This window comes from Alteromonas sp. RW2A1 (assembly GCF_001886475.1).
GTDB classification, from domain to species: domain Bacteria; phylum Pseudomonadota; class Gammaproteobacteria; order Enterobacterales; family Alteromonadaceae; genus Alteromonas; species Alteromonas hispanica.
Genome location: NZ_CP018031.1, coordinates 2,907,982 through 2,920,998, shown reverse-complemented (window position 1 = coordinate 2,920,998; position 13,017 = coordinate 2,907,982). Strand labels below are relative to the sequence as shown.

The following is a 13,017-nucleotide window of genomic DNA, read 5'->3' as shown; positions in this document are numbered from 1 at the left end:
TGCTATAAAAGGTTCTTCAAACACGTAAAATAGGGAAGACATAACTTGATGAATGACGATATGCGAGCGCTACTTCAAGATATTTATAACGAAGTAGAACCCATGCTTGGAATGGGAAAGGTTGCCGACTATATACCCGCGCTTGCTACCGTTAACCCTCGTCAATTCGGCATTGCCATATGTGATATTCAAGGGCATATCACATCAATCGGTGATGCCGGAGTTCCCTTTTCCATTCAAAGTATTTCCAAAGTATTTAACTTGGTACTGGCCATTAACCATTACGGCGAAACCATGTGGGATAGAGTTGGGTGCGAGCCCTCGGGCCTTCCGTTTAACTCACTGGTACAGCTTGAGTACGAAAATGGACTGCCAAGAAACCCATTCATTAATGCTGGTGCGCTGGTGGTAAGCGATATGGTACAGTCGCGGTTTGCGTCGCCGCATATTGCCATGCGCGATTTCGTGCGTCGCTTGTCTTGCAATGGCGAGATAATGGTGAATAAAGTGGTTGCGGAATCTGAGTTTCAACATCGCTCCCGCAATGCAGCAATGGCTTACTTAATGAAAGCCTACGGCAATTTTGAAAATGAAGTTGAAGATGTGCTTCACAATTACTTTCACAACTGCGCTTTGGAAATGAGTTGTGAAGACTTAGCTCGCTCAATTAGCTTTCTCGCCAATAGTGGTAAGTCTGCGTGTGCCGACGAACAGGTATTAACGCCTTATCAAACCAAGCAAGTTAATGCATTACTTGCCACAAGCGGCATGTACGATGAAGCCGGAAGTTTTGCCTTTAAAGTAGGTCTGCCGGGAAAAAGTGGCGTAGGTGGCGGCATTGTTGCTGTGGTTCCCGGGCGTTTTACTATCTGCGTGTTTTCGCCAGCGCTGAATAGTGTGGGTAATTCGCAACTTGGCGTAGCGGCATTAACTTCACTAAGTGAGCGGATTAACTGGTCTATTTATTAGGCGCTACTGCTTTGTTGCAAATTAATACCCAGTCAGTTCCATGAAACCCTTGCCGTCGTGAGTTCCCGAGATTGATACTCGCCCTTCATAGTAGGGAAATAAACTGTGGTTCCACTGCCCAGTTTTAAATGCAGCCACGTTTACCTTAAGTTTTTTACTGGGGATGGAAATCTCCCAAGACGTTGGCACGCTATGTTCAGCTTCATGCTTAGTGTTGTTTTTGTCTGAGGCTTTTTCAGTAACAATTCTCTCTCTTTTTAACGGGCGAATGTGTATATCGTTTTGCTGCAAGGTTTTTGCTTTACCAGTTTTGGTAATGTAAGTTCCCGTTGTATAAATTTCGTTTTGTGTTCTTCTTGTGTCGCTGGCTGTGTTGTTGGCAATTTGGCTGTCGTCTAGCGAGTGCATGCGAAAAGCCATTAGCTTACTCCCGTCATTCAAATGCAGTGAAAACCAATCCCAGCCCATGGCACTGTCGTTAGCAAGATGACTTGTCCATTCATGATCGTACCAACCCAGACCTTTTACGTTAAATGATTGATTGTTGATAGTAACCGTGCCGGTTGCATCAATAAAAGGCTGGCTATAGTAATAAGAGCGAAGCTGCTCATTTTGTGTTTTTTTGCTATAGCCACTTTCTCCCTGCTTTATAAAAGGTCCGTAAGTTGATAGCGATAACGCCACATCAACGTCTTGGTTAATTGAAAAAGCAAGAGCGGCGGGGAAGGGCGATGCCCCCTCAGATGTCCAAGACCAGTTGTCTATTACAGCGCTAAATGGGGAGGTTTTGACAAAGGCGTTGCCCACACCTCCTGCGGCCAATCGCTCTTCAAAGTAATGTTCGGTTTTGCTGTGCAAAGAAGCATGCCCCATCCACTGCTGAGGCTCAGACCATGCAGTTTTTACCATGTTATCAGCCGCATTACTGAAGCGGAATAAAGTGTATTGAAGGCCATATTCGTTGTTCTCCTCATCTTCTAACACAAAGGTGAGATACCACCATTCTAATTGGAATTCTGGGTGACTTTTGTGATCTTCTGGCAGTGTCATGGGGCGTGCCTTAGTTACTGGCATGTACACATTTTCAGTTTCTTGTGAAAAAGCACCAAAAAACTGCGAGGGCCCGGTGTCGGCTGATTCGGCAGAGCCTTCAGCGGAGTAAGAGCCTTCAGCGGAATGAGAGCCTTTAGCTGAATAAGAGCCTTTAGCGAGATAAGAGCCGTCAGCGGAGTCAGAGCGTTCACCAGTGTTATCTGTGCAGGCAGCGCATAGTAGTGTTATCGCAGAGAAAATGACGACACAGCCCCGTTTCACTTGTTTGACAATGTATTGCTTAAGAGCAGATTGCTTAAGAACAGTTTGTTTATCACTTTGAAAAATCACAGTGGGGTATCCTGACGTAAATCGACTTTAGGTTTCATTCTGCCTAGCGGAAGCGCAATAACTAGGCAGATAATGCCAAGAGACACGGCTACGCTTGTAATAATAACGCCAGCATCAACCGAAAGGGGGTAAACCCAGTTAAAAGCCAGCCTATTTACCTGAAAAATAAAGACATAGGCCAGGTAAATGCCGAATGGCACAGCAAGTAAGGCGGTTAGTATGCACAAGAAAATATATTGTCCCAATAAGCTTAGCTTTACCCTAGTTTTACTCACACCAAGTGCCCGCAACACAGATAGCGACGAAGCATTGCTTAGCGACAATATGCTCAAAGAGACGGCAAACGCAATGCCGGCCACTAGCAGCGTAGTAATATTAAGCCCGTCAGTTAAGATAAAGGTCTTATCGAAGGTATCCATGGAAAGCTTGAGTAGTTCTTCTCTAGTGAATAAGTTTCCCTGAGCATCCAGTATGTCGGTATTTGTTAAGTAAGCTGACTTTTCCTCATTATTGTATGAAATTGCAAGCACTCCAGAAAAAGCCTCATCGCCAATAGTAGCCCTGTTGAACTGGGAGAGTGGAAGTAAGATTTGTGAGCGCATGCTGCCATAGTCAGGATAGATACCCAGTACATTAAACGACGGCGTACTACTGAAATAATGGTTATTCGTCATTTTGGAATACGTATTTCCAGAAGCAACATTATCAGAGGCAACGTTTTCAGCGGCAATTCTGTTTATTGTAAGCGTATCGCCAATTTCTATATCGTGAGCAAATGCAAGCTGCTGATTTATATAGACACCTTTACCTTTTTCAAATTTTGTCCATGCGTTCTGCACTTCGCTATCTACCACAAATGCCAGCTTCCCCTCGTTATGAATAGGGTAGCTGCTTATTGATACAGCAAATGCGTTTGCCTTCGATCTTTCAAGTTTATTGCCTGCTAATTTACCCTGAAGTCTTAAAAGGGGCGTGGCTACTGCGCCTTCAGGCAGCGCAATTTCAGAAAGAGGTACGTCTGTGTATAGATACGCTGGTGCATAAAGACGTTGCGTTAACCAGCTCTCTGTTGCCGAGCGAAAGCTGTCGGTCATAACGTTCATTCCAATATTAGCGGTAAGCGCAATGAAAAAAGCGCACACTGCCAGTTTTGTGCGGGAGGAAAGTTGAGCCGTGCTGGCAATAATAAAATGCAAAACAGGCTTGTGGGTGGGTGTAATAGATACCACCCAGTTTGCCAGCAAGGGCAGCCATAAAATCACCAGCGTACAGCTAACCAGCAGCAACAATGCAACAAATAAAAGAGCATGCAGTGTTGATGACACAAACCAGTGGGCAACAAGTAACAGACTTAATCCAGCTAGCGTAGTGCTAAGCACAAACCGTTTAGTAAATGCATGTGCGGCTTTTACATTGTTAATTGAAAGCGCCCCTGAAAGCTGCTTCGCAGGAAGTAGAGCAAAAATACCTAACGCCAAAAAAGTAATGCACACCGATAAAGACAAGGTTGTAAGCAAGCTAACATCGGGTGTTACAAATACCGCGTCGAACAATGAAGAAAATGTTCCGCTAATAATGGGAGACAGCATAGACGCTGCATAAAAACCTAAAGCACATCCTATGGGAACACTTACTAAGCAATATAAAAAGAGCTCTATGAGTAGCCCTATCGTTAAGTACCGGCTTGCTATACCAAGCTGTCTAAGCCTTATTATGTTGGGAAGTCGTGTGCGATACATTAAATTCAATGCGTTTAACACAATAAAAAGTGCCACCACCGCCATAAGCGCTCCCATTGCCCAAAGGTTAAGCTTAAAACTGTCGGGCAACGAGCCGGTGTCTTGCTGTGAATTACTCAGCTGCTGCACATTGATGGGCACGGGAATAATGCTTTTTAGATCTTTAACCTGTTCTCTTGATAAAGGCGTTAACGAAATAAACCCTGAAAGTGGCAAGGTTTCTGTAGTGACATCCTGACGATAAAAATCTGCAATAGAAACTAATATGTTGTCTTTAGGTACTGCAGTACTTATACCTAATCGAAAGCGCGGTGTTGCATGGTTTAATGTTGTCGCCGCGATGTCTGTTTTTGCAATCAACACGTTGTTGCAGGCCAGTTTCGCCATGGTTAAAGGGTGTACGCCTGCTGTTATCGCAGGAGCGACCTGTTCATATTTTAATGTGGAGGCAGTTTGATTAGCTATTCCGCTAAACAGGCCGATACCTGAGTAAGCTATATTTTTGGTGCTTTCTCTGCCCTCTCTGCCATTTTCGCTCTCTCTACCATTTTCGCCCTTAGTATTATCAAACGGGTAGCTGTATAACGCTTGTGTGTCTATGCCGAGTAAGATGAGTGAGCGCGCGGAAGCTTTAGCTCTATCGGCATCAGCTCTATTGGTGTCCGTTCTATTGATATTGTCATCAGACTGCTCACAATAAAAAGGGTACTCTTTTTGAGCGAAGGCAATCAGTTGGGTGGCTCCGTCTATTCTTGCTTTTGCATAGTGGGCCTTGGTGAGGGTATAGCCTTCGCTTGCGGTAACAACACTGCCGCTAAACAGAGAGCTTTGCCCGTTTACAAGTTCACCTTGCGACGCGCCTTCATTAATAAGCAGTACAGTGATAAGCCCAGCGTTGGCTAAAATAATGGCGAACATGATGAGCAATGGCTCCCACGGCCGTACCCGAGACATCGCCAATAGGGTTTTTAGAGTTAGCGCTAATGTTCTTTTCAAGATCATTCCTATGGGCTATTGACTATGGACTATGGCTCCATGGCGTTGTTAATGCTTTGTCTGTATACAGCTTGCCAGCGTGCAGCCAAAGTGGATTGTCAGCTTTTAGAGCAACATCAGCGCTATGAGTTACTACCAGCAAAGTGGTATTCATTTTACGGCACACGTCGAAAAGTATATCTGAAACCGCTTGGCTGGTGGCCTCATCTAAGTTACCAGTAGGCTCGTCCGCCAGTACCAGTGAAGGTTTGTGCACTAACGCTCTTGCAATAGCGCAGCGTTGCTGCTCGCCGCCGGAGAGCTGCGAGATAGGCTTTTTAGCAAGCTGCAGTATATTTAATTGCTGCATAAGTTCAGTCTGATAGTGCTTGTTATAGTTTCCTTTTAGTCTTGCGGTAAACGCAATATTGTCCCACGCATTGAAGCAATCAAATAAGTTGTAACTTTGAAATACAATTCCCAGCTCGTTTTTTCGAAATTCGTCTACGTATTTACTTTGTTGCGACGCGCTTTTGTTATTATCAATTTCATGGGCAGGGGCTTTTACAGGCCGTAAACAGTAATCGTTGATAGCAATGCTGCCATAGGTTGGATTATCAAAGCCGGCAATAAGCGAAAGCAGCGTAGATTTACCGCAGCCAGACGCCCCCTGAATGCTCACAGATTGCCCACTTTCAACAACCAGATCTAGCGCAGAAAGAATAGGGGGGCTAACGGTATCGTAGGTTTTAGATAATTTTTCAATTTTTAGCATATGGAGAATGCGCCGCCCGTGCATTTGAGGTCAAACGATATTTAATAAAAAAGCATAGAGGCAAAGCACTGGTGCAGCGCTTTTCAGCCCGCCTCATTTCGAAAGCTTATACGCTTAGATGGTACTTATGGTGCAATGCTTATTCGCTTTTAAAGAGGTGACTTGAGATGAGGGGGAGAAGTAACATTCAAACCACGGCAAAAGAAATACCATGGCTTGTTTTAAAGATAGGGTGCCCGCCCTACTGATTAATCGTTACTGATTAATAAAGTTATCTAATTCTTCACCGGTAACTTTTTTTATCTGTGCAAACAGATACCACAAGGCTGCAATTAACAACACCATGCTGGGAATCACAATAACTGGGTAACTAAGTGCAGTCATTCTACCTAGCTCTTCCGTGTAGGCTGTAGTGCCAGGTTCGCTAACCAAAATCATTTTTGCGAGAATATAGTTAAGCGCCGAAGACAAAAAGAAAGAGCTGGCAACAATGTAGGAACTTACTGCCACTTTTTTATTAAATTCAACCTGCTTGCCTTTGGCATCAAGCACCTCGTTCAAGTGCGGCCAATTTATTATTTGGTCGTTAAGAATAAGCATCTTTACCAGCGGTTTTTCACTGTATTGCGTTACTAATACCGCAATGCCTATTACTGCAGGTATCGCTGCTTCTTTTATGGCGATGTATTCTGCTGGAAGTTTTAAAAGGCTGAAACCACCGGTAAGCAATACACTGATTATCCCTAATATCGAAAAGCCGTTTACCTTACCCGACTGCTTTAAATCGTAAAGTCCATATCCAATAGGAAAGCTCAGCGCGGCAACAATACTCCATGCCGGTCCTAAATAATCTTCAGAGCTTGCGTAGCTCATCAGTACGACAGGGATAATAATGTTGAAGGCTAGGTTGCCAAAGAACCCCTGATTTTTTTGTGAAGGTTGTTGTACTGCTGACATATTAATCTATAACGTCTAATTTCATGCTTTGATTATACGGAAACTTATTTGCGTGCCCAGTGCCATGCGGCAAATAACCCGCCTAGAAAGCCAAATAAATGATATTCAAAAGAAATAAATTTTGAAGTAGGCAACACGCCTACCAACATTCCACCGTAAAGAGCCGCTACCACAAGAGAAATTAACAAGTATCTAATTTTATTACTGCGAAACCCTGCCAATACTAAAAAGCCGAAATACCCATATACCATGCCGCTAGCGCCTATATGAGTTGCACTTCTGCCAAACACCCACACGCCTAACCCGCCTATAAGCAGCGCGCAAAGGGTAGCAATAATAAAGGTGCGTTTACCCCATTGCATAGTAAGCCACATAAACAGCATAAGGGGTAAAAGGTTGGCCATTAAATGTGTGGGCGTGCCGTGCAGAAACGGCGCTGTAAAAATAAAAGGCAAGTGCCCAAGTGAACGGGGAACAACACCAAATGCATTGAGTGAATTGCCCGTAAGAAGGTTTGCTACTTCAATAAGAATTAACATCGCACCTAGTGTGAGAATAATACGAATCTGAATAGACAGAGACTTCATAGTGAATCCTTTTTATTTATCGTTGCCACGTACCTTTTTACAATTTTTAGCGTGTCTTGCTTGCTTAATGAATCTAGAGTTAGGTAAGCAATACCCAAGCTATGATGCTAAAAGGGTGACAACGCTATAAAATAATGTGCGGCAAATAGCGAGATAAGTCTTGGGTAATCGACGATGTATCTTCTCTTACTGAAATACCCGCGGGCATGTCGTCCACCAACCAGCTGCCAATCAACGTATAGTTTTCCCCAAAAGTTGGCAAGGGTTCAAAGGCTTGAATAATAAACCCCTCTTCGCCGTAGGGGCCACTGCTAAGCTCGCTCTCTTTACCGTCTTGGATAATAGAAACATTTGCGCCTTCTCGTGAGTAAAGAGGCTTTTTAATCCATTTACCCTGAGCGGTGGATTTATGGGCTTCATCGCCAAAGTAGGCAGGCAGTAAGTTAGGATGACCTTCGAACATTTTCCACAGCATGGGCAAAAGAGCTTTGTTCGAGAGAACCGATTTCCACGGTGGCTCTAACCAATTTACGTCGGCGTCGCTTAATGCGTCACCAAATTCCTCTCGCAACATGAATTCCCAAGGATAAAGTTTAAAACAGTCGGTAATAGGAGAGTCGTTTAGGTCGGTAAATACGCCGGTGTCAGCAATGCCAATATCTTCAATAAAAACAAAGTCTGTCAGCAACCCAGCTTCAGCGGCGCAATCTTGTAAATATTGTACAGTGCCGCGATCTTCGTCTGTATCTTGGCAGCAAGCCATATGCATTTGCTGGATGTTATAATGCTTGGTAATTTCACGGAATCGGTGAACTAGCTTCTCTTGTAGGCTGTTAAACTGATCAGCATGCCTTGGCAGCTTCCCGCTATTCACGTTTTGTTCAAGCCACAGCCATTGCCAAAAGCCCGATTCATACAAACTGGTAGGGGTGTCGGCGTTATTTTCCAGTAGTTTGGCCGGGCCAGAACCGTTGTAAACTAAATCTAAGCGAGAATATAAGCTAGGATCGGCATTAAACCAGCTAGAGCGAACCAGATCCCAGTGTTGTTGAGGAATAGCAAAGCGTTGGAGTAGGGTTTCGCTATTTACCACTTCCTCTACAACAGCCAAGCACATTTGGTGAAGTTCGGCTGTAGGATCTTCTATGCCTTTTTCAATTTGCTCAATAGAAAATTGATAGTAGGCGCTTTCATCCCAGTAGGGCTCACCGTACATGGTGTGGAAATTAAAGCCAAACTCAGAAGCAAGCTGCTGCCAGCCCTTCCTTGGCTGGCATGGCATTCTAAACATGCTAGCCGCCCCATCCGCCTTTGCGGCTGCTACTGCCCCACGATGATTTAGCGCGTACGCTACTTCCAAAGCCGCCTCTTTTCATTGTGCGGTTCACAGTTGGCTTGGGTTTAAGGGTTTCTTTTCTTACTCGATAGTTGCGTTTGCGAATATCACCGTCGAACACGTAACCGTCTGCCGTTATCCAGCGAGAGCGAAAAGGGGAGTTATAGGAGGATGAGGTATAAAGTGGCTGTGAGTAATACCGATTAGGTGAAAGTAGCGAACTCACCATATAACCAGCCATAAAAGGCATAAAAAAACTGCCGCTATTGGTGTTTACACTTCTGCACTGGTTGGGCCCGAATTCATACTCACAATCGTATTCTGAGTTGAATCGTGGGCTGGTGCGCATGGCCTCATCAACGGCTGTTTGATATGCAGCTTCACACTTTTCAAGTGCGTCTGGATAATCCTGCTTACAATCGTCTATGGAAGTATAAATTTTTGCTTCTTCACGCTCGGCACCGCATGCAGAAAGTAAAACACTGGCCACACCTAGGGTAAGTGGCTTCACACTAAACGCCTTACGCATGCGATTTAAGTTTATGTGTTTACTTCGCTTTGTTGTGGCCACGGGCTTAGGGTTTTCAGAAGGCTGAGCCGACGTGATTTGACTGTCGGCCTTAATCACATTACTGCGTTGTGTAAATTTTTTTTCGATTGAGTCTGTCATTGCTGCCCCCTTAGTAGGTCATGCATGCCGCATTGAGTAGGCCTACAGCAATAGACATACTGGCTAGCATGATGCCTGCCGACACCTCGTTGTTGTTAATGCGCTCAGCAATTTTGGGCATAAAACTAAAACGCAAAATACCAAATGCCAACGACTGAGCAATAACGGCCACTATGGCCCATATGGCAAAATCTACTACCGCAACGGAGTTAGAAGCAGCGCTACCTAGCGCAATCGCAAAACCGATAATCGCGCCGCCATAACCTATCGCAGCTGCGGTATTTTTCTCTTCTTTTACCAACTTCCATTCGTCGTGAGGAGTAACTAATGCGTAAACAAGTTTAAAAATAAACAAGAACACAATAGAAAGGCCAAAGTACAATGCGAAATTGTCTAAGCCCGCGAGCGATTGCATGATTGTATCCATCATAATTCTGTTCCTATCCGTTAATCGTTAAATCTGCTGGTTCAATGTCAATGCCGGTTGAAATAACCAAGCATCTGTCTAAATTATTACCCACTTGTTTTTCCTCACCCACAACAAGCAGTGTCTCAACGCGATCGTTATCTATTGGGCGCTCGTAAAGCATCATAAACTGGTCTGTTTTACTAATGTCACCATCTTCTTCATAGGTGGTCTCTGTTACGGCAACGGGCGGCGACTCGTCGCCAATTGCTCCCCACACCCTTGTAAAAACAGTGCCGTCAATTTCATAGGTAGGCTGACTAATAATATCCAATAGGCATTTGTTCCACTGCGCATCGCTACCAATAGTTTGAGTGTCGTAAAAGTGCCATAATTTCACATCAGTAATGTGATTTTCACTCATGCCACCGTCGAGGATCACCTGCAAAAAAGCATCGTCGTCGGTGTAAAATCGTAAAATGGTACCGCCAGTATCAAGAGGCGCCTCGCCAACGGCCTGTATGAGATGAGAGCGCGCGGCGCTTTCAATGGTTAGCGACGGTTCTAACAGAGTCATTTTCAGGTTGTCGAGTTCAAACGAACCGCCTAAATACAAGCCCATGACTTCTGGTGTTTTGGGCGCTTCGGGTTGTGTTTTTTTAAATAGTTTACCGAACATAGCAAGCCTCTTAATCTGCGTCTAATGTTAACCAGTCAATGGCATTAATGCGGCTAACTGCAATATAAAACAAGGTGTCTCCCGGGTTGAGTTTTTCATCAAGGGGAGGGTTGACCACCATATCTTTTACCTGCCCACCTGGGGCATAGCCAATAAATATTGCGTCGTGTTTGCGCTTTAAATTAATGAACAGCTTTGCCACCGAAATGGTTGGGCTTGAGGCCGGTATTTTTACTGAGAACTGAGCTTGACCCTCATCAACACTTAATAAGTCGTGATGCAGCATACTCGAGCCAGGGTCAAAAGCTGCTTTTGCTAACATTTCTACCGCTACGCTTGGCGTGCACTCAACCTTCGGACAATGATCTTGTAATAAGCCCACTAAGCTTTCGTCTTCGAAGTAAGCTACTTGATGGGCGTCTGGGTTACGTCTAGAGCAGTACAGCGCCGTGGTCATGGTTACATCATCTTGCGGGTTATCAATCAAAATCGTGGCGGCTGATGCAACGCAGGCTCGGTCCATGTCTTCGTCTTTATTGAAGGAGTCAACTTTGACGAACTCCACTATGCCTGGCATAGGGTTGCTAATATCAGCTTTAACGCAAAGCACAATGTCTGGCCGCGGCACCATGGCGTCGCGTTCTTGAAGCAGTAAGTTAAGCAATAGCATGGTGCGCTGCTGGTTCCAGCCAATGACCAATATATGATTTTCTACAGCTAAGTTAGTCATACCCAATAATCCTTTTCTCCATTGTTCAGACACCCAGGCAGCCATTCTGCCAATTACCATGGCAAAAATACTCAAGCCTAGTGGAATAACGTAAATGGCGACAATTAGTTTACCCGCTGAGGTTACGGGCGAAAGATCGCCATAACCTACGGTTGAGGCAGTAACGGCTAGCCAGTAAAGAAAATCGACATTGCCGATGAGTTCGTTTTCATTTGCAGCATACAGCAGCCAATAGCTGCTGACGGCGTAAAATGCTGTAGCACCTAATATGGTGTACCAGCGAGATTCTGCAAAATATTGCAGCATGATTTTGCGCAGTTTTATCCATGGAGACATAAACGAAACAACCCCTGTTATGCGTGCTGCTACTGTGCCCTGAAGCCTTTGATTTGTCTAGGGGATGTTGAACGTTGCTTTAGATTGTCGCAGCGGTCTTTGTGCCGTCTAGACAAGGCGTGTGTTAAGAGTCACGCCCACTAAGTGCTTTTTACTAGCAAAAAAGGGGAGCTGCTAAGCTCCCCTTTGATTTGTTATTACTACTTACCTAAAATTCTAGCAAGCTCATCGTCGGCAGACGTTTTGCCGCCTTTAATGCCAGCTTCGGCAAGACGCTTTTCAAGGTCGCTGCTAGACTCTTCGCTTGCCAGCTCTTCTGCGGCCTGAAGTTCGGCATTGCGCAGTTTCTGTTTGTCCTGAATGCGAGACAAAGATTCCGTCGCTGTCTTCATTTTGCTGTTCGCGCCCATGTGTCTAGATGACACTGCCACTTGAGCCTTTTGCACGCTTTCTGTCGCTTTCACCATATCAACCTGCTGCTCTAAGCGACGAAGATTCGCTTTTGCTTGTTGAATATTGTGCGCCAGTTGTTTCTCCGACTGTTTGAACTGATCTAAGTAAGATTGCTCTTGCGCTCGCTCTTCACTCAACTCTGATACTTTTTGTGCACAATCTAGCGCTAACTGACGATCGCTATCCACCGCTTTTCGCGCGTGTGCTTCGTATTCAGCAATAGATGCATTGAAGCTCTCGACCTTTTGTTGCGAAAGCTTACACTTAGCAAGAATTTGCGTGCGAGCGTGATCAGACTTGCGTAATTCCTCTTTTGCTTCTCTAATTTCTTGCTCCAAAATTCGAATAGCCTGGCTATCGGCAACAGACTGAGCGGCTTCGGTAGCGCCACCTTTCACAGCGGTAATTAATTTTTTCCACACTGACATATGCTTCTCCTTAAAAGAAAATTTTAGTTAAGGTGAATTTCGTAAGCATCTAAAAACGATGCGACATTCTGAAACAAGGTTTCAACTTCAATAATGATACTTTCGCTTTTTGACTGCGCACTTAATGCGCCAAAAGCGGTGTAGTATTCATCTCCACCTATTGTAGAAATACCTACCGTGGTGAGTGGAAACACCATATGAGATGACAGAATTTCATGGTCAAGAGCGGCTTTGTCTTTAACTTCAGAGGCGGAAAATAATAGGCTTTCTACTATTATTTGTTCACCGCTTATTGCTAGCCAAGCGTCTATGCCGTCTTGATTTGCAATGAGTAAGCAGTTCTCTTCTCGTGTTACCACAAAGTCATCTACCTCTTTTAATAAGGTTTCGATGCTTTCCAGTTCCCAACTCATAGTGTTCTCCTTAAATGATTGAAGCGATAATGTCATATGTGAATCAATGTCAGTTGCCAGGTTAATACGCCTTTAGCAATTGCTACTGTAACCAGTATTTTTCACATACGCCAACATCTTGACTTGAAGTGTAGATCCTTTGTGCCATAATCGTCAATAACAAAAACACTTCATAAGTGTA

Annotated in this window: 13 protein-coding genes; 1 reads left to right on the top strand and 12 read right to left on the bottom strand. The window is 44.5% G+C overall.

Annotated features, from left to right (window positions below):
• The first annotated feature begins 60 nt into the window (after nucleotides 1–60).
• On the top strand, nucleotides 61–969 hold the full coding sequence (gene glsB / locus BM528_RS13075; RefSeq protein WP_071981317.1) for a glutaminase B: 909 nt from the start codon (nucleotides 61–63) through the stop codon (nucleotides 967–969).
• A 21-nt stretch (nucleotides 970–990) separates the two neighbouring features.
• On the opposite strand, the gene BM528_RS13070 is transcribed toward glsB, so the two are convergent.
• The 12 genes from BM528_RS13070 to BM528_RS13015 all read right to left on the bottom strand — a co-directional run bounded on the left by BM528_RS13070 (nucleotide 991) and on the right by BM528_RS13015 (nucleotide 12,836).
• Nucleotides 991–2,352: a lipocalin-like domain-containing protein gene (locus BM528_RS13070; RefSeq protein ID WP_071980186.1), complete on the bottom strand. Its 1,362-nt coding sequence runs from the start codon at nucleotides 2,350–2,352 to the stop codon at nucleotides 991–993.
• Nucleotides 2,349–5,093, bottom strand: coding sequence for an FtsX-like permease family protein (locus BM528_RS13065; RefSeq protein WP_232230486.1), 2,745 nt, complete (start codon nucleotides 5,091–5,093; stop codon nucleotides 2,349–2,351). Before BM528_RS13065 ends, BM528_RS13070 begins: the two co-directional genes overlap by 4 nt.
• A gap of 16 nt (nucleotides 5,094–5,109) precedes the next feature.
• Complete coding sequence (locus tag BM528_RS13060) at nucleotides 5,110–5,841, bottom strand: ABC transporter ATP-binding protein (protein ID WP_071980185.1); 732 nt, start codon at nucleotides 5,839–5,841, stop codon at nucleotides 5,110–5,112.
• Between the two features lie 255 nt (nucleotides 5,842–6,096).
• The gene (locus BM528_RS13055; protein WP_071980184.1) at nucleotides 6,097–6,798 is read right to left on the bottom strand and encodes a VC0807 family protein; all 702 of its coding nucleotides are present in this window, start codon (nucleotides 6,796–6,798) and stop codon (nucleotides 6,097–6,099) included.
• 44 nt (nucleotides 6,799–6,842) lie between these two features.
• Nucleotides 6,843–7,385, bottom strand: coding sequence for a rhomboid family intramembrane serine protease (locus tag BM528_RS13050; protein WP_071980183.1), 543 nt, complete (start codon nucleotides 7,383–7,385; stop codon nucleotides 6,843–6,845).
• Nucleotides 7,386–7,509: 124 nt separating this feature from the next.
• A complete protein-coding gene (locus BM528_RS13045) occupies nucleotides 7,510–8,676 on the bottom strand; it encodes a glutathionylspermidine synthase family protein (protein WP_071980182.1) in 1,167 nt (388 codons plus the stop codon).
• 1 nt (nucleotide 8,677) lies between these two features.
• Complete coding sequence (locus BM528_RS13040) at nucleotides 8,678–9,292, bottom strand: DUF1190 family protein (protein ID WP_269529785.1); 615 nt, start codon at nucleotides 9,290–9,292, stop codon at nucleotides 8,678–8,680.
• A 109-nt stretch (nucleotides 9,293–9,401) separates the two neighbouring features.
• Complete coding sequence (locus BM528_RS13035) at nucleotides 9,402–9,818, bottom strand: DUF350 domain-containing protein (protein ID WP_071981314.1); 417 nt, start codon at nucleotides 9,816–9,818, stop codon at nucleotides 9,402–9,404.
• Nucleotides 9,819–9,831: 13 nt separating this feature from the next.
• Nucleotides 9,832–10,476, bottom strand: coding sequence for a YjfK family protein (locus BM528_RS13030; protein ID WP_071980181.1), 645 nt, complete (start codon nucleotides 10,474–10,476; stop codon nucleotides 9,832–9,834).
• A gap of 10 nt (nucleotides 10,477–10,486) precedes the next feature.
• Nucleotides 10,487–11,542 carry a potassium channel protein gene (locus tag BM528_RS13025; protein ID WP_198033559.1) on the bottom strand — a complete coding sequence of 352 codons (1,056 nt, stop codon included), beginning with the start codon at nucleotides 11,540–11,542 and terminating at the stop codon, nucleotides 10,487–10,489.
• A gap of 200 nt (nucleotides 11,543–11,742) precedes the next feature.
• Nucleotides 11,743–12,423 carry a PspA/IM30 family protein gene (locus tag BM528_RS13020; protein ID WP_071980180.1) on the bottom strand — a complete coding sequence of 227 codons (681 nt, stop codon included), beginning with the start codon at nucleotides 12,421–12,423 and terminating at the stop codon, nucleotides 11,743–11,745.
• A 23-nt stretch (nucleotides 12,424–12,446) separates the two neighbouring features.
• The gene (locus tag BM528_RS13015) at nucleotides 12,447–12,836 is read right to left on the bottom strand and encodes a DUF2170 family protein (RefSeq protein WP_071980179.1); all 390 of its coding nucleotides are present in this window, start codon (nucleotides 12,834–12,836) and stop codon (nucleotides 12,447–12,449) included.
• Nucleotides 12,837–13,017: the final 181 nt, after the last annotated feature.

What these genes read in the sequence shown, in the direction of transcription:
- glsB (WP_071981317.1), top strand. Translation starts at nt 61, where the DNA reads ATGCGAGCGCTACTTCAAGATATTTATAACGAAGTAGAACCCATGCTT.
- BM528_RS13065 (WP_232230486.1), bottom strand. Translation starts at nt 5,093, where the DNA reads ATGATCTTGAAAAGAACATTAGCGCTAACTCTAAAAACCCTATTGGCG.
- BM528_RS13060 (WP_071980185.1), bottom strand. Translation starts at nt 5,841, where the DNA reads ATGCTAAAAATTGAAAAATTATCTAAAACCTACGATACCGTTAGCCCC.
- BM528_RS13055 (WP_071980184.1), bottom strand. Translation starts at nt 6,798, where the DNA reads ATGTCAGCAGTACAACAACCTTCACAAAAAAATCAGGGGTTCTTTGGC.
- BM528_RS13050 (WP_071980183.1), bottom strand. Translation starts at nt 7,385, where the DNA reads ATGAAGTCTCTGTCTATTCAGATTCGTATTATTCTCACACTAGGTGCG.
- BM528_RS13045 (WP_071980182.1), bottom strand. Translation starts at nt 8,676, where the DNA reads ATGTTTAGAATGCCATGCCAGCCAAGGAAGGGCTGGCAGCAGCTTGCT.
- BM528_RS13035 (WP_071981314.1), bottom strand. Translation starts at nt 9,818, where the DNA reads ATGGATACAATCATGCAATCGCTCGCGGGCTTAGACAATTTCGCATTG.
- BM528_RS13030 (WP_071980181.1), bottom strand. Translation starts at nt 10,476, where the DNA reads ATGTTCGGTAAACTATTTAAAAAAACACAACCCGAAGCGCCCAAAACA.
- BM528_RS13025 (WP_198033559.1), bottom strand. Translation starts at nt 11,542, where the DNA reads ATGTCTCCATGGATAAAACTGCGCAAAATCATGCTGCAATATTTTGCA.
- BM528_RS13020 (WP_071980180.1), bottom strand. Translation starts at nt 12,423, where the DNA reads ATGTCAGTGTGGAAAAAATTAATTACCGCTGTGAAAGGTGGCGCTACC.
- BM528_RS13015 (WP_071980179.1), bottom strand. Translation starts at nt 12,836, where the DNA reads ATGAGTTGGGAACTGGAAAGCATCGAAACCTTATTAAAAGAGGTAGAT.